General features: G+C 38.8%; 21 protein-coding genes. 12 read left to right on the top strand and 9 right to left on the bottom strand.

Translation table 11 applies throughout. The annotated features are described in order from the left end of the window. Positions 1 to 315: 315 nt before the first annotated feature. A complete protein-coding gene (locus tag VB713_RS05025) occupies positions 316 to 1,302 on the top strand; it encodes a glycerophosphodiester phosphodiesterase (protein WP_323310486.1) in 987 nt (328 codons plus the stop codon). 145 nt (positions 1,303 to 1,447) lie between these two features. On the opposite strand, the gene VB713_RS05020 is transcribed toward VB713_RS05025, so the two are convergent. Together VB713_RS05020 and VB713_RS05015 are read right to left on the bottom strand one after the other, a co-directional pair. After that, positions 1,448 to 1,861 carry a putative toxin-antitoxin system toxin component, PIN family gene (locus tag VB713_RS05020; protein ID WP_323310485.1) on the bottom strand — a complete coding sequence of 138 codons (414 nt, stop codon included), beginning with the start codon at positions 1,859 to 1,861 and terminating at the stop codon, positions 1,448 to 1,450. Continuing rightward, the gene (locus VB713_RS05015; protein ID WP_323310484.1) at positions 1,845 to 2,084 is read right to left on the bottom strand and encodes a hypothetical protein; all 240 of its coding nucleotides are present in this window, start codon (positions 2,082 to 2,084) and stop codon (positions 1,845 to 1,847) included. The genes VB713_RS05020 and VB713_RS05015 overlap by 17 nt, the downstream gene beginning before the upstream one ends. 287 nt (positions 2,085 to 2,371) lie before the next feature. Here VB713_RS05015 and VB713_RS05010 point away from each other — a divergent pair, with 287 nt between their 5' ends. The 3 genes from VB713_RS05010 to chrA all read left to right on the top strand — a co-directional run bounded on the left by VB713_RS05010 (position 2,372) and on the right by chrA (position 4,430). Next, a complete protein-coding gene (locus tag VB713_RS05010) occupies positions 2,372 to 2,941 on the top strand; it encodes a pentapeptide repeat-containing protein (RefSeq protein ID WP_323310483.1) in 570 nt (189 codons plus the stop codon). Between the two features lie 11 nt (positions 2,942 to 2,952). Beyond that, a complete protein-coding gene (locus tag VB713_RS05005; protein ID WP_323310482.1) occupies positions 2,953 to 3,168 on the top strand; it encodes a hypothetical protein in 216 nt (71 codons plus the stop codon). Between the two features lie 68 nt (positions 3,169 to 3,236). Then, a complete protein-coding gene (gene chrA, locus VB713_RS05000) occupies positions 3,237 to 4,430 on the top strand; it encodes a chromate efflux transporter (protein ID WP_323310481.1) in 1,194 nt (397 codons plus the stop codon). Between the two features lie 21 nt (positions 4,431 to 4,451). Here chrA and VB713_RS04995 read toward each other — a convergent pair whose 3' ends face one another. Then, positions 4,452 to 4,748, bottom strand: a complete 297-nt coding sequence (locus VB713_RS04995; protein ID WP_323310480.1) for a hypothetical protein — start codon at positions 4,746 to 4,748, stop codon at positions 4,452 to 4,454. Between the two features lie 342 nt (positions 4,749 to 5,090). Here VB713_RS04995 and VB713_RS04990 point away from each other — a divergent pair, with 342 nt between their 5' ends. Continuing rightward, positions 5,091 to 6,344, top strand: coding sequence for a hypothetical protein (locus VB713_RS04990; RefSeq protein WP_323310479.1), 1,254 nt, complete (start codon positions 5,091 to 5,093; stop codon positions 6,342 to 6,344). 47 nt (positions 6,345 to 6,391) lie between these two features. Here VB713_RS04990 and VB713_RS04985 read toward each other — a convergent pair whose 3' ends face one another. After that, positions 6,392 to 6,826, bottom strand: coding sequence for a hypothetical protein (locus VB713_RS04985; protein WP_323310478.1), 435 nt, complete (start codon positions 6,824 to 6,826; stop codon positions 6,392 to 6,394). Between the two features lie 526 nt (positions 6,827 to 7,352). On the opposite strand from VB713_RS04985, the gene VB713_RS04980 reads away from it, so the two are divergent. Together VB713_RS04980 and VB713_RS04975 are read left to right on the top strand one after the other, a co-directional pair. After that, complete coding sequence (locus VB713_RS04980; protein WP_323310477.1) at positions 7,353 to 9,305, top strand: ATP-binding cassette domain-containing protein; 1,953 nt, start codon at positions 7,353 to 7,355, stop codon at positions 9,303 to 9,305. Next, the gene (locus VB713_RS04975) at positions 9,302 to 10,408 is read left to right on the top strand and encodes an ABC transporter permease (RefSeq protein WP_323310476.1); all 1,107 of its coding nucleotides are present in this window, start codon (positions 9,302 to 9,304) and stop codon (positions 10,406 to 10,408) included. The genes VB713_RS04980 and VB713_RS04975 overlap by 4 nt, the downstream gene beginning before the upstream one ends. A 28-nt stretch (positions 10,409 to 10,436) precedes the next feature. Here VB713_RS04975 and VB713_RS04970 read toward each other — a convergent pair whose 3' ends face one another. After that, a complete protein-coding gene (locus tag VB713_RS04970; protein ID WP_323310475.1) occupies positions 10,437 to 10,769 on the bottom strand; it encodes a XisI protein in 333 nt (110 codons plus the stop codon). Further along, entirely contained in the window at positions 10,757 to 11,170 is a 414-nt protein-coding gene (locus VB713_RS04965) for a XisH family protein (RefSeq protein ID WP_323310474.1), read from the bottom strand. Before VB713_RS04965 ends, VB713_RS04970 begins: the two co-directional genes overlap by 13 nt. A gap of 258 nt (positions 11,171 to 11,428) precedes the next feature. Here VB713_RS04965 and VB713_RS04960 point away from each other — a divergent pair, with 258 nt between their 5' ends. Together VB713_RS04960 and VB713_RS04955 are read left to right on the top strand one after the other, a co-directional pair. After that, the gene (locus tag VB713_RS04960; RefSeq protein ID WP_323310473.1) at positions 11,429 to 11,995 is read left to right on the top strand and encodes an ABC transporter permease; all 567 of its coding nucleotides are present in this window, start codon (positions 11,429 to 11,431) and stop codon (positions 11,993 to 11,995) included. Positions 11,996 to 12,182: 187 nt separating this feature from the next. Then, positions 12,183 to 12,890, top strand: coding sequence for a hypothetical protein (locus VB713_RS04955; RefSeq protein WP_323310472.1), 708 nt, complete (start codon positions 12,183 to 12,185; stop codon positions 12,888 to 12,890). Between the two features lie 156 nt (positions 12,891 to 13,046). On the opposite strand, the gene VB713_RS04950 is transcribed toward VB713_RS04955, so the two are convergent. Both VB713_RS04950 and VB713_RS04945 read right to left on the bottom strand, forming a co-directional pair. Further along, the gene (locus VB713_RS04950) at positions 13,047 to 13,331 is read right to left on the bottom strand and encodes a DUF5615 family PIN-like protein (RefSeq protein ID WP_323310471.1); all 285 of its coding nucleotides are present in this window, start codon (positions 13,329 to 13,331) and stop codon (positions 13,047 to 13,049) included. A 44-nt stretch (positions 13,332 to 13,375) separates the two neighbouring features. Continuing rightward, the gene (locus VB713_RS04945) at positions 13,376 to 13,606 is read right to left on the bottom strand and encodes a DUF433 domain-containing protein (protein WP_323310470.1); all 231 of its coding nucleotides are present in this window, start codon (positions 13,604 to 13,606) and stop codon (positions 13,376 to 13,378) included. 261 nt (positions 13,607 to 13,867) lie between these two features. Here VB713_RS04945 and VB713_RS04940 point away from each other — a divergent pair, with 261 nt between their 5' ends. Beyond that, positions 13,868 to 14,521 carry a Uma2 family endonuclease gene (locus VB713_RS04940; RefSeq protein ID WP_323310469.1) on the top strand — a complete coding sequence of 218 codons (654 nt, stop codon included), beginning with the start codon at positions 13,868 to 13,870 and terminating at the stop codon, positions 14,519 to 14,521. Between the two features lie 113 nt (positions 14,522 to 14,634). On the opposite strand, the gene VB713_RS04935 is transcribed toward VB713_RS04940, so the two are convergent. Beyond that, positions 14,635 to 14,856: a DUF433 domain-containing protein gene (locus tag VB713_RS04935; RefSeq protein WP_323310468.1), complete on the bottom strand. Its 222-nt coding sequence runs from the start codon at positions 14,854 to 14,856 to the stop codon at positions 14,635 to 14,637. Between the two features lie 25 nt (positions 14,857 to 14,881). On the opposite strand from VB713_RS04935, the gene VB713_RS04930 reads away from it, so the two are divergent. Then, positions 14,882 to 15,169: a clan AA aspartic protease gene (locus VB713_RS04930; protein WP_323310467.1), complete on the top strand. Its 288-nt coding sequence runs from the start codon at positions 14,882 to 14,884 to the stop codon at positions 15,167 to 15,169. Next, complete coding sequence (locus tag VB713_RS04925; RefSeq protein ID WP_323310466.1) at positions 15,159 to 15,425, top strand: DUF433 domain-containing protein; 267 nt, start codon at positions 15,159 to 15,161, stop codon at positions 15,423 to 15,425. The genes VB713_RS04930 and VB713_RS04925 overlap by 11 nt, the downstream gene beginning before the upstream one ends. Positions 15,426 to 15,496: the final 71 nt, after the last annotated feature.

The raw sequence follows: 15,496 nt of genomic DNA, 5'->3' as shown, positions 1-15,496 counted from the left end.
GGCTAAACTTTTGACTGGTTGTGACGAAATGTTAACTATTTAGGGACGGTTTACAGATATGTAATAATAATATCTTGTTGCTTCTATTTGAAACTAGTTTTTTTGTGTTAAAACGCTGATTTATATAAGAGAGCAGAAAAATTTTTAGATCAGGACTAAGGCTGCCTGTCACACTAAATACAGCAGATATTGGTCGAATGCAATACAATCGAGGGCAATTGAGGGCAATTGAGGGCGGGGAGACCCCGCCCCTACGGGCTTGGCGATGAAAAACTGTACCTCATAACATCAGGAAGTGCTGTAACAATTAAGACTATGGCTAAAATATTCACAAACCAAAGTCCTATTATCATTGCTCACCGTGGTGCAAGTGGCTATCGTCCCGAACATACTTTAGCTGCTTATGAATTAGCAATTGATTTAGGTGCTGACTATATTGAACCAGATTTAGTAATTACCAAAGATGGTATTTTGATTGCTCGTCATGAAAATGAAATTTCTGAAACTACTAATGTTGCTATTCATACAGAATTTACTCACCTGAAAACTACTAAAATAATTGATGGTGAGGTTAAAATAGGTTGGTTTACGGAAGATTTTACTTTGGCGGAATTAAAAACATTAACTGCTAAAGAACGTATTCCTCAAATTCGTCCTCAAAACATAGCATATAATGGAATTTTTACGATTCCTACTCTAAATGAAATTATTGATTTAGCAAAACGCAAAAGTTTGGAAATAGGTCGAATGATTGGAGTTTACCCAGAAACGAAATATCCAACTTACTTTAAATCAATTGGTTTACCATTAGAAGATAATTTACTCACAACTTTACACAAAATTAATTTACCTATATTTATTCAATCATTTGAAGTTGGTAATCTGCAAGAATTATCTAAAAAAACAGATTTACCTCTAGTACAATTAATTAATGATTCGGGAAAACCTTATGATTTTGTAGTTAATGGTGATTATCGCACATATCAATATTTAGTAAATCCAACAGAGTTGATAGAAATTGCTAAATATGCACAAGCGATAGGAGTAAACAAAAATTTAATACTTCCCAAAGATAGCAATGATAAATTACTATCTCCGACATCCGTAGTTAGTGATGCACATCAAACTGGTTTACAAGTTCATGTTTGGACATTCCGCAATGAAAATTTGTTCTTACCTTTAGATTTTCAAGGAAATCCCCAAGATGAGTATCAACTATTTTTTGACTTAGGTATAGATGGTGTTTTCAGTGACTTTACAGATACTGCTATCTCTGCTAGAAATTTCCTTAGTGCTACTTAGACACATTGTCTGAATCAGGATATCCAGGATTAAAGGATGAACAGGATGAAAACAGGAATTTTATCACCAATTACCCATTACCAGTGGAATCGCAATTCCTCGTAGGGTAGGTTGAGAAACGTATCCCTACAGGACACTTCCCAGATTATTCCATCTCTAAAAACTGTCTAACTGTAACAATAGCAATTCCATTAAAAGGATTCAGAATTAATAAATCTTGGTCTCCGCTCACGATTAATTTTGCATCGCCATTAACAGCTAACTCTAAAAATTTATCATCTTTAGCATCTCGACAAGCAACAATAGTCTTGCTAATTTCAATAAAATTAACTGATTCAGCCAACCAACCTAGAAATAAATCCCTCTCAATTGCAGTAACATACTTCTCAAACTTTGGTCTTGTCAAAACCTTTGTTATTTCTTGCCAAATGAATTGAGACATCAAAATAGTTCCTTGATGCCGAGCTTTATCTAAGGCTTGACGCGGTTGACTATTTTTGAAAAGCAAAGCACTAACAACAATATTGGTATCCAACACATAGTTAGGGAGAGTCTTCATTTAGAATCGTCTCCAAAATTTCTGGTGTCAAGCCTCTGGAAACTGCTCTATCACTAATTTCATCCATCAATTTACCGAGAAAATCAACTTCTTCATTCATCTCCTCTCTTAAAAATACACTAACCAATGTTGCTAGAGATTGCTTTTTACGTTCTGTTGCTTTTTGATAAGCTTGAGCAACATTAGGACTAACTTTAATTGTGATCTCTTCGCTAATTTGCATACTCAAAACCTGTTAATAGTATTTGTTATTATATCGGAATAAAGAGAGTGGTGCGATCGCTACACTCGCCGAAAGCATCGCACAAGTAATGTTTCTTGGATACCCGTTCGCGTAGCGTCTCCTCAAGGAGAAGGGATTTTTTTGGTCGTATTAGATTGGGCTTCTGCTAGTTGTCCGGTAGGGAGGTCGGTTATTTGGAGGGTGATGTTAAAGGTGGGGTCGAAGAGGGTTTGCTAGAGATTGAGTGGGTTATCTTGGAATGTGTGAATTGATGCAGGAGTTGAGGTATGAGAATAACTGTCGAGGAATTGCTTCAACGGTATGCTGCTGGGGAGAGAGATTTTAGAAGCACTACCCTCAAGGGGATTGATTTGAGTGGAGCTAATTTGCCCGGAATTAACTTGAATCAAGCTAATTTGGCTGAGTCCAACCTGAGTAGGGCTAATTTGTCTGGAGCCAAATTGAGGGATGCTAGGCTCCATCAAGTTAACTTGGAAGGGGCTAACTTGTCCAAAACTGATTTGACTTATGTTGTTTCTGAGGAAGCCAACTGGAGAGGAGTTAATTTGGATGGTGCTTTCTTGCAACAAACTTACCTTGTCTCCGTTGATCTGGAAGGGGCTACTTTCCGAGGTGCCGAAATGAGTAATGCCGAGTTCCAGCACTGCAATATGAGAAACGTCAACTTGGAAGGAGCCACATGGGATATGCTTAATGTCGGAGGACTGTTTGACGTTGATTTGACTGGAGCTATCGGGGAGCTTGATCTGGGCGATTTCATTGGAGTTGGTATTATTTTGCCCAATGGAGAGTTCCTCGAAGCTACTTGGGAGTTCATTGACCGAAAGTGGAGGTAAAAAGAAAAGTGATGAAAATTGAATTTCAGTGCGATAGCTTCGCTCGCCGCAGGCATCGCACAAGCGCTGACTTGTCAGTGGAATCGCAATTCCTCGTAGGTTGGGTTGTTCGCGTTAGCGTTGCGGAGCAATGGAACGAAACCCAACATCAATCAACTATAATTAACTGTAAAAATAATTCTACATCATCAACATCCGCCTCAATTATTGATGAATGTGTGAATTAGATATTAGGTTTTATGACATTTTATTTTTATATTATACAATCAAGCTGCACAATAATTAACTCAAAAAAATGAATAATGTGCAGCTAAGTCGTTTGAGTGAAGTCGCTAAACTCTTTTTTCAACTAGGTGTAATTGGTTTTGGTGGACCAGTTGCCCATATTGCCATGATTGAAGATGAAGTAGTTAAGCGTCGTCAATGGCTGACACAGGAGCATTTTCTGGATTTGTTAGGTGCAACTAACTTAATTCCCGGCCCCAATTCTACAGAAATGGCAATTCATATTGGATACATTTATGCAGGATGGCTAGGGCTAATTTTAGCAGGTGTTTGTTTTATTTTACCTGCGGTTTTAATTACAGGTATATTGGCTTGGGTTTATGTCAATTATGGAACTTTACCGCAAGTTTCGCCTTTACTTTATGGAATTAAACCTGCTGTTTTAGCTGTTATCTTTAATGCCCTTTGGCGTTTAGCAAAAAAGGCAGTGAAATCGCGTCAGTTACTATTAATTGCCGTCGCTGTTGGGGTGGTGACTTTAGTGGCGAAAGTAAGTGAAGTAATTGCACTTTTATTAGGTGGATTATTGGGGATGGTTTGGTTAAATCGTGGTAATCAAAATAATCCACCAGGAAATCAGACTAACTTGTTAATCGCAGGTTTAACTATTAGTGTAACTTCGCAAGTAATATCAGTAAATGCTGTATCTGTGCCTTTGTGGCAATTAGGTTGGTTTTTCTTGAAGGTTGGTAGTGTATTGTTTGGTGGGGGATATTTACTGGTAGCTTTTTTACAAGGTGGATTAGTTGAAGAATATGGTTGGTTGACACAACAGCAGTTATTAGATGCGATCGCAATTGGTCAATTTACTCCTGGACCAGTCCTGTCTACTGCAACCTTTATCGGTTATGTTATCGCTGGTATGCCTGGTGCAGTTGTCGCTACTTTGGGAATTTTTCTCCCTTCTTTTGTCTTTGTTGCTGCCTTAAATCCCCTGATTCCCCGCCTACGTGCCTCATCTTGGACAAGGGCTTTTTTAGATGCTGTCAATGTGAGTGCTGTGGCGCTGATGGTAGTCACTACACTGCAATTGGGAGTTGCAACGTTAACTTTATCACAATTCCCCTATGTAGATTTGTTCGGTTTAGCGATCGCACTCACTTCTGCAATTTTAGCCATTCGCTACAGTATCAATGCCGCTTGGCTGGTTTTGAGTGGGAGTTTAATTGGTTGGGTTGCTTCAGTTTTGGGCTATGTTCAATAACTAAACACTGAGTTTAAAGATTCAACTTGCCAACTGCGATAAATCTACCTGCTGAGTTTTAGCTAATTCAAAGTACTCCCAATTTGTAACAGGCATTGGATCAGAATTTTTATTAGTCATAATTGAGTCTATAAATTCTTGAGCTTCTTCAATAGCAAACTCTTCTTTAAACCAACATCTCATAGAAGTTTTTGAATAATCTAGTTTGCTACCACTTGGGCTGTAGCACATCACTTCAAATCTGTTTCTCGCAAAAAATTGATATATTTCAATTTTCCATTCTTTATAATTTATTGTTTTCATTAAATATTTATTCATGCATTTATTTTCCTTGATTAAAATTGATTTTTTAACCTGAAATCAAGACCAAACAACAGAAATCAGGATATTAATGGTTCTTATAATTGCCATAATAAAATATTATTTAGCTTTACATTAGAAATATATATATCTCTTAATATACTTGTTATGCTTCGTTACATTATTCAGCTACCACGTGAATTACAGGTATCTTAAAATACAAAGTATAATGCATTTATCTATGTAACCTGATAAAGTTTCGTATTCAATTATGCCAATCAACCAAAGTGGTTGGTGAAGTAGTTGAAATACTTCAGTTTTAGGTTATCTTCAATAATTATCCCCAAGTTAGAAAATAATATGTTTACCAAAATACGCCGTTTATTGGGTCAATTATTTAGTAAATCCAGGAAAGTCAATAACGAACCTCTAAATAAAGTAAGTTTGATCGTCATTATCTTGATTGATATTTTTATCTTAGTCAATGTTTTCACAGGACTTAATGATATTAGTGGATGGCATCTTAATCCTAATCAGGCTTATCCATGTTATTCCGAATGGAACAATTACCGGACAAAAAATACCACTGATAAAGACTATCACATGATTAATTTGGCATTGCCAGAATACTCTAATAGTCCACTTAGTTATCGAGAAATATATCAACAACAAGAAGAAGGTCATCTGGGCAAAGTTTCTCCAATATGCCTACAGTATGCTGAGTACAAAGATAAAATTAAAAATCCCCAAAACCTGCAAACTATCAAAACCATTCAACAAAAACAAAACAAAGTTAACAACCTTCAACAAGCCAATAATAATATTCGCGCTCAATATGACTCAACACTGTTAGAAAAAATTGCAGGTCAGTCTAATGATAAATCAATTAATCAAGTCAGTGCCGAAAAAGCCAAACAAACATTAGAACAAAATAACCGTCAAATTTCAACACTTAAACAAGAAATTTCTCAACTAAAAAATCAACTACTTGCCAAGCCAGAAAGTACTAATTTTTTAGCTTTTATTAAAACCAATAATTCATTTATAGAAGTTGAAACAGGCTATAAGAAAGCATCATTTTGGTATCCAAGTATTCAACTTACTTTTCAAGCGCTATTTCTGCTGCCTTTAATTTTTATAGCCTTATTAGTTCACAATATTTCTCAACATAGAGGATATGGACTCATTGGGCTAATTAGTTGGCATTTATTAGTTATATTTTTGATTCCGCTAGTTCTAAAAATCTTTGAATTTCTGCAAGTTGGCGCAATATTTAAGTTTATCTTTGATATCGTTAGCTCACTTTTGGGTGGCTTGTTGTTTTTAGTCAGTTATGCTTACATCTTGGTGGTTCCCCTGGTTGGTTTTGGCATTATCAAATTTTTTCAGAGAATTGTTTTTAATACTAAAGTCCAAGCAGTTAGCAGAGTACAAAAATCACGCTGTATCAATTGTGCTAAGACAATTCGACACAACGATATTTATTGTCCACACTGTGGTTATGATCAATTTGTTGAATGTGAAAATTGTCACGAACTTACTTACAAAGCTTTACCCTATTGTAAACATTGTGGAACTTTGCAAAATGCTAGTGAACCAGTCCACAATAGATGAAAATAGTCAAAAAAGCCTCTATAAATAAATATGGAGGTTTATTTTATCTATTCATGCTTAACTTCTAATTCCTCACCAGATGGAGAATCCAATTTATCAATTTTTAAAGCTGCTTCTTTAATTAAACTTGCTTTTGCACGATTTTCTAGTATTTCTTGATAATATTCTTCAGGTGTTAACCCATAATCTCTTTTAACGTAGGCAATTTTATCTTTAATGCAGTCCTCAATTATTGATTTAACATCAGCAAGATAGTAATCTTCATTGAATGATTTAATATGGATTTTATGAGTTATTGAAGGAACCGCAAGTTTTTTGAGACCTCTTGCCTCTTTTAATACCCGACTACCTATTAAATTATCATCAGTATCAAAAAAACTAAAAGTTGTTTTGCCTTTTGTATTTCTTTTTAAAGCTGGTTTAAATCCTATGAAAATATCAACTGATGGGAACACTTGGGTTAAAAAAGAAAAATTATCCATTGTCAATTTCCGTTGTTTTTTTAATTATCTAGAACTTAAGCATTGACAGAAAATACTAAATAGGTGTTATTGAAAAGCCACATTACCCGTAGGGATTTAGAACTGCTAAAACCATACAAAACGACATCAATAAAACTATTCATTAAAGCCTGAAAGAAGCTATTTTGGTAAAGGCACACTATGACATGATTAATTTGTACAGTGCGTAAGTCCTATTATCTAATATAGGACTCATATCTGATTTCTTAACGAAATTTCGGATAAAATCCTGATAAAACGGAATTTTCCGTCTCAGTATCCGTTCAAAATTCAAGTCGGAGTCCTATATGTTTGCTCTATTCAATGCTTATCAAATAATTTTATATCTTGATGGGTAGACAATTTAAACATTATCTATTCCTTTTGAATGTTTTATTTATGCATAGACTATACATAGAATAAAGTATTCAATCAAACATGATATTAGCTATAAAATTTTAGATATATATATTCAAACAATCAGGAAAAATAAATAAGGTTTTAGCGTATGAAGGTTTCCACTGAGTTAATTCCTGCTGCTTCTCTAAACCTAAATGAGGTGACAATCGAGATTCGGGGACTCTACAAACACTATGGTAAAACCATTGCAATTCGCGGACTTGATCTGCAAATCCGCCGTGGCGAATTGTTTGGATTGATTGGGCCTGACGGTGCAGGAAAAACAACCGCATTTAATATTTTGGGTGGGGTGATGGAGGCTACCGCAGGGGATGCTAAAATTCTGGGATTACCTGCCCGCGATGCTCGAAATTATACTGGATATTTAACTCAACAATTTTCTCTTTATCCCGATCTGAGTGTGGATGAAAATATCTATTACAGTGCAGGATTACGACTTGTCCCCGAAGATCAAGTTGATGCGCGACGCACCAAGTATCTCAAGTTGATGCAACTCGATTCATTTCGCGATCGCCTTGCCGGTCGTCTTTCTGGTGGGATGAAGCAAAAGTTAGCTTTGTGCTGTGCCTTGATTGCTGAACCGCAAGTATTATTGCTGGATGAGCCAACAACTGGAGTTGATACCATTGCTAGGCGTGAGTTTTGGGACATTCTGGCTGGATTAACTGCCCAAAATATTACCGTGCTGGTTGCGACACCTGATTTGGATGAAGCCGAACGGTGCGATCGCGTGGCATTAATTTACAACGGACAAATTCAGCAAATGGGTTCTCCCGCAGAACTTAAGAGGAATTTAGGCTTAAATCGCTTAATTATCCGCACTTCGCAGCTAATTCAGGCAGAAAAAGCCCTGATTGTCACAGGTGAAATTGTAGAGGTGTCAACACTAGGCGATCGCATTGAAGTTTTGGTGAAAGATGTGAAATCGGGAATTGCCTTTGTACGCGATCGCTTGACTCAAAATAATGTACAGTTCGAGCAAATTCAACCAGAATCACCCACACTAGAGAATGTTTTTACCACACTGTTACGTCAGAAAGGTTCCGTACCAAAATCTCTGCCATTTCCGCGAGTCAAAAGCTTGGCAATATCTGAACCTGCAAAGGCGAAAATAGCGATTTCTGCACGGAATCTCAATCGCGTTTTTGGTGACTTTCACGCCGTTGTGGATTTGAATCTTGATATTCGCTATGGCGATGTTTATGGACTTTTGGGTGCAAATGGAGCCGGAAAAACCACCGCTATCAAAATGCTATGTGGACTGTTGCCAATTAGTTCTGGAGAAATCTCACTCGCTGGAGAAACAGGCAATCTTCGCAGTGCAGAATTGCGGCAACGCATCGGCTATATGAGTCAGAAATTCACCCTCTATGATGATTTAACCATTCTCGAAAATTTGCAGTTCTATAGCGGGGTTTATGGGATTCCACCCCGTCAGCAGCGAGAAAAAATTAGTTGGGTGTTATCCATTTCGGGATTAGAAGGACAAGAACATTTACTAACACGACAACTCCCCGGTGGATGGAAGCAACGGGTGGCATTTGGGGCATCTGTAATCCATGAACCGGAAATTTTGTTTTTAGATGAACCGACTTCTGGCGTAGATGTTTTAGCACGGCAGCAATTTTGGCAATTGATTAACGATTTTGCTCGTCATGGGACGGCAATTTTGGTGACAACCCATTATATGAACGAAGCAGAACAATGTAGCCGGATGTGTTTTATGGTTGCAGGGCGGAAAGTTGCCGAAGGTTCTGCCAGTGAGATTAAAGCCGCACAACCCGGTCAATTATTTGAGTTAAAAATTGGCGAACTGCAAGGAAGTTACGATCGCTTACGGCAATTTCTCGAACCGTGGCGCGTCTCAATTTTTGGCGATCGCCTCCACGTTGTTCTTGATCATCCCAAAGAAGAACTGCCCCAAGTGCGGTCATATCTGCAATCTGCAAATCTCTCTCTTACAGATATTCAACCCATACCATTTTCCTTAGAAGATGCGTTTATTGGTGAAGTGCAACGAGCCGGAGGTGCGCCGCCATGATGATTCGCCGCATTCGCAATCAGTTATTTAAAGAATTAGAGCAGTTTGTCCGCGATCGCTTAGGTGTTGCCCTGGCATTCATTTTACCTGTGATTGCCCTGCTAATTATTGGGTATGCAATTCGGCTCGAAGCGAAAAACATTGCCCTGGCGGTGCGCGATCTCGACCAGACAAGCTTTAGCCGGAGTTATGTTGAACGACTATACGCCACCAATTTATTTGTCCCAGCACAATGGCAAGGCGAACGCTTTCCCGATGCCATCGACCGGGGAACGGCTCAAGTGCAAGTCACCATTCCACCAGACTTTACTGCTGAGGTACAAGCGGGTAAAACTGGAAATCTTCAAGTTGTGATTGATGGCAGTGATGTGATCAACGCACGGGTAACAAGATTGGCGATTCAGGGAACAACTTTGTCAGTTGTACAAGCCCAACTCGGTAAACTTGCTGACTCGGTTGGTGTAATTTCTCAAGTGCGACTCTGGTTTAATCCGGGACGACAGGAATCATTATTTATTGTACCTGGAAGTTACGGGGTGATTTTAGCCATCTTTCCGCCGTTGTTGATAGCGATCGCATTAGTGCGAGAAAAAGAACAAGGGACAATTCTACAGCTTTACGCCTCTAGCCTCAGTGCCTGGGAACTATTGCTAGGTAAATCCTTGGCATATACCCTCGTGGGATTGGGAGAAGCTTTAATTCTATTCATTGTTGGTTTTTTGTTATTTCAAGTGCGCGTGATTGGCGATCCCACCCCCTTAATTATTGGCACTCCCATATTCATCTGGGTAAGTGTACAACTCGGATTAATCATTGGCATTTTCACTACCACCCAAAGCGCGGCTGTACAAGCGATCGGCACAATTAAAGTGCTGACTGCCTTTTTGCTGGCAGGATTTTTGTTTCCCCTCAATACAGTGCCGTTTCCATTTTCCATAGCTTCCTACTTAGTTCCCGTGCGGTATTACATTGAACTCTGTCGGGATGTATTTGTGAGGGGTTCAGGCTGGTTTGGAACTTGGCATCTCATCGGTGCTTTGCTGCTTTTGGGGATTGTCGAGTTTGCGATCGCTTGGTGGGGAATGCGACGAATGCAACTATGAGTTATTACCCACATTCCGCAGATGTGACTCAGAAAGCAACGCCGTAATTAGTGTAAGGGCGTTTGTACGGGGGATGCAAACCTAAAATAATATCTGACGCGGGAACTCCTTTATCAACTAATTCTTGACCAATATCAGCTTCAGTCATATTATGTTGAATCCAGATTTTGCCGTCTTTAATATCTAAATGAATATAACAGGCATAAATACGATTTAGTCCTTGCCAGCCAAGATCGAGAATTTGATAATGATCATGTTCTGTATCAAAAATGAGTTGACATTCAATATTTGGCTCGTTTGTTGTGGCATGGGCAGTTAGTAATTCCCGCACAATTTGGCGATATTTAGCTAGTTTTTCCATGCGATAATCTCCTCTTTATTTGGTTCATAAGCTAGGATTTTTAGGTCATACTGTAAAATTGCTGCTTGAGTAAAACGTTCCTGAAAAAAGGTGTTAAAAATATCAATAGGTACAGCTAAATAAAGAATTCTATTAGATTCTGTCATCTGCAAAGCCAGACGATAACTGAGAAATTGACCTAAAGCATTATGAAAGTCGCTAATATTGGAAGGATTGATAAAACTCTTAACTTCTACAGCAATTTTCTGTCCATCTTTTTCGGCGGCAAATACTTTCTCTGCACCAAGGTCAATTTCTAGTTTAACGCGATCAATACGAATAGTTAATGGATCATTAGTGATTGTCCACCCGTCTTTGATTAAGGCTTGTTTAACAGCTTGATGAAATAGGTCTTTAGCCATAGCTTATAACAGAATATGGTTTCATCAGGTGGCAGTAATTTGTTTCGGTAGGACTCAAAGGTAATACTGTCTGCAAAATCTTGATGTTGCAAAATTAGATTCGACCAAGTTCTTTAGAACTTTATATTAATAATAGTAGGCGATCGCACTTTTCAATCACAAATAGATCACACTTTCTCACAAATTCCGTAGCGACTGTCTTAAAAGTCAAGCGATCGCACTATACGCCGCCAATTTGTTTGTACCAACACACCGCCGTTGTTGATAGCGTTAGCCAAAGGCTTTGGCGAAGCCATCGCATTAGTCCGAGAAAAAGAACAAGGGACAATTCTACAGCTTTACGCCTCTAGCCTCAGTGCCTGGGAACTATTGCTAGGTAAATCCTTGGCATATACCCTCGTGGGATTGGGAGAAGCTTTAATTCTATTCATTGTCGGTTTTTTGTTGTTTCAAGTGCGCGTGATTGGCGATCCCACCCCCTTAATTATTGGTACTCCCATATTCATCTGGGTAAGTGTACAACTCGGATTAATCATCGGCATTTTTACTACCACCCAAAGCGCGGCTGTACAAGCAATCGGCACAATTAAAGTGCTGACTGCCTTTTTGCTGGCAGGATTTTTGTTTCCCCTCAATACAGTGCCGTTTCCATTTTCCATAGCTTCCTACTTAGTTCCCGTGCGGTATTACATTGAACTCTGTCGGGATGTATTTGTGAGGGGTTCAGGCTGGTTTGGAACTTGGCATCTCATCGGTGCTTTGCTGCTTTTGGGAATTGTCGAGTTTGCGATCGCTTGGTGGGGAATGCGACGAATGCAACTATAGAGCAACTTAATTAACTTTTTGGGGCGTTGCTCCATAGGATGTTGTGCGGTAAAATTCCGCATAATACTCTAAATATACGTAAATTTTTCGTATAATAAATAGTTAGGTTTCTCATTACTTCTGGCAATTTTAAAGTGACTCCGAGATGAGTGCTGCAATGAATAACCAATCAAATAAGGAAAGCTAAATGAATACACCTATTCTGTCGACCATGCAGCTACATCCAGACGATAGGCCTGAATTTCCAATATTACGGAATAGTGATCTGCTGATCATTTTCAATAGTTTAATCTTTTATCATGCGGATTTATGTACATTTTACCAAATGTATTATTCTCAATATGTTCAACAAAATAAGCATGTTGAAAGCCTTACAAAAGAGCTAGAGGAAATCAAGAAAAAATATGACGAATCTTCAGATGAAGATGAACTAGCGCAATTTGAAATTTCGTTTTCCAGGGTAAGGGAATTCATCTATAATAATGATTTGATGTTAGTCCGAACTAAATACTTTGCAAACAGTTCGTTTGTTATTTCACTTTGGGCAACAGTTGAACAATTCACTAGTCGAATCCTACTCTCTTTAGAAAAACAGCTTGGTATGGCTTATTCCGAGTCTTCGCACGTTTGGGATAAAAAAATAGCACGATACAAGAAATTGAATATTGACATAACTGCTTATCTTAATTATCAAAATATTGATGAATGCAGAGTTCTGAATAATAAAATCAAGCATGTAGGAGAAGTTGATGACGCTTTAGCAAAGTTTTCATTCTTTTCAGACCTCAAGAATAAATCTTTGGAAGAGATAGAATATGATTTGCAACGGTATTCAAAGTCGGTCTTTGAGTACATTGGATTTGTTTCGGAGAGAGCGGACAGTATTATTTCGTAGACAATGTCCTCTTATATTTCTCATAGTAACTAGTATTAAATGACATACATCACGACCAAGGTGATTTCAATTCACTCGCCGATCTCGAAGGGTGCGTTAGTAAAATGTAACACACATTATTACTGGCTTGAACGCAGTTCCAATTTTTTAGTGCAATTATGAGAGGGCAAGCAATGATGAATTTTCATCTTCATAAAATAATTTGATCATGCTGAACTCCCTACGCAGTAAATTTTCAATTTGTAAGGTAGAACAGTTTCCAAGTCTAAGCCAGATGACTTTTGGGGGATTCCCAAACACTAAACTCAGATCGTGCATATCAGCATCTTTCGAGACGATCATCAAATCATTATCTTTTGCAGAATTCCAAACTATCGGGTCTATTGTTGCTTTCATGCCTACATCCATAACATGAAGCGAGCCTGGAAAAAGATCGCTCAAGCGGGTGGATCATTTAGGGGATAAGTTTTCATCAAACAGTAATTTCATACTGATAAGGTCGAAATCATCAGCCGACGTTCACGGTCAGCCGCATAAGCAATACAAGCTTTTAAATCTTCTCGCGTTAGATCGGGAAAATCATCAAGAATTTCTGCTTCGGTCATCTCGGAAGCTAGGTATTCAAGCACTTCATAAACTGTAATTCGCAAGCCACGTACACAAGGCTTACCACCGCGTTTATTGGGTTCGATTGTGATGTAATCTCTGTAATTCATAGGTGGCTATGCATTATTGCTAACCTGTCTGATATTACCATGTATTTCTGTTCAAAACTCGATAATTTCAGAGTTAAACATCTTTGAGAAAAGCGATGATTTTAAGTATTTCTTGATGTACGATGAATTTGACAACAACTTTCGTCAAGCAGACGTTAGAAAGCGAAAAGTTTTGCGCCGGGAAACCCGGACGCGCAAACTTTTCAAGAGTGATTCGCAGTATGATTAAAGCATCATGTCGTATATTGGAATATTGGATCTATGGTTCATACCTTTCCAACTGATATATCCCAATTACAGCGATCGCTCCCAGAAAAGCGTGTATCTCTTCATGTAGATTGGGACGCTTATCAAACAATCCGTCAAACCTTAGGTGAAAATCCCTCGGCTCATCTGACCTACTACAACGGCATTCTGGAGATTATGACTCCATTAGAAGCACACGAAAATTCCAGTGGGTTAATTGGGCAATTTATCGAGATTCTGACTGAAGAGTTAAATCTCAACATCAAAAGCATGGAATCCACCACCCTCGATCGCCCTGGACTAAAAGCGGGGGCTGAACCCGATCAGGGATACTACATTGCCAATGAACCCCTGGTGCGAGGTAAAACTGTTGATCTCAACATCGATCCACCGCCAGATTTGGTCGTAGAAGTTGACATCACCCACACGGATATCAACAAAAATCTTCTTTACGCAGAATTAGGGGTGCCTGAATTCTGGCGCTACAACGGCAAAATTTTGCAGCTTTATGAGCTTAAAAATGGTCAATATCAAGAAGTACAGACCAGTCCAACATTTCCTGATGTTCCCAAAGAGCAGCTTTATGAGTTTCTAAGTAATTGCGCCCAACAAGGAGAAACCCAGGCCAAGCGAGACTTGAGGGTGTGGATTCGTAAAAACCGCAGCTAAATACAATGCGATCGCCCCTCTCTTAGTGCGATCGCCGATCTTGTAGGATGCGTTAATGAAATGTAACACACCTTATTACTGGGTTGAATCATCAAACAGTAATTTCATGCTGATCAGGTCGAAATCATCAGCCGACGTTCACGGTCAGCCGCATAAGCAATACAAGCTTTTAAATCTTCTCGCGTTAGATCGGGAAAATCATCAAGAATTTCTGCTTCGGTCATCTCGGAAGCTAGGTATTCAAGCACTTCATAAACTGTAATTCGCAAGCCACGTACACAAGGCTTACCACCGCGTTTATTGGGTTCGATTGTGATATAATTTCTGTAATTCATTATTTGCTTCGGAACGGTTATCACGATGGAGTTTGTTATCGATACAGGCTTCACAGGAGAATTGTGCCTTCCTCCAGAAGCGATTTCATTGATGGGTTTGACCTTCAGACACGATACTCCCGCAAATTGGGCAGATAACAGCGAAGTCTTGCTTCCAATTTACGAAGCGACTGTCCTTTGGGACGGCGAGGAGCGAGAAGTTCTGGTTATCGCTACGGGAAGGCGACCCTTACTTGGAACTGCTTTATTGGATGAGCAGGAACTCGTTATTCAGTTTACAGAAGGCGGGTTGGTGACAATTGATGAGTTGTAAACGTCGTCATGGCGTGACGCAGCGCAGGCTAACAACACGTGTTACACCTGGAGTTTGCGGGGGACAAGCACAAATTAGAAATACACGAATTCCTGTATGGACTTTGGTAGCGTATCGTCAACAAGGTGCGCCGGATGAAGAATTATTGGCAAATTACCCTGGATTGACTGCGGAAGATTTAAGTGCAGCTTGGTATTACTACGAACAAAATCCCGAACAAATCGATCGAGAAATTGCCCAAGATGATTTAGTTTAATAACCTTAGAGAATCGGGCTCTTGCGTCTCTTTTATGGAGAATTAATACTAAAGTGCCAGTTTAATAAACT

This window comes from Anabaena cylindrica UHCC 0172 (genome assembly GCF_034931625.1).
Classification (GTDB): domain Bacteria; phylum Cyanobacteriota; class Cyanobacteriia; order Cyanobacteriales; family Nostocaceae; genus Anabaena; species Anabaena cylindrica_A.
The sequence above is the reverse complement of the archived record's forward strand: the minus strand, read 5'-3'. Positions and strand labels throughout refer to the sequence as shown.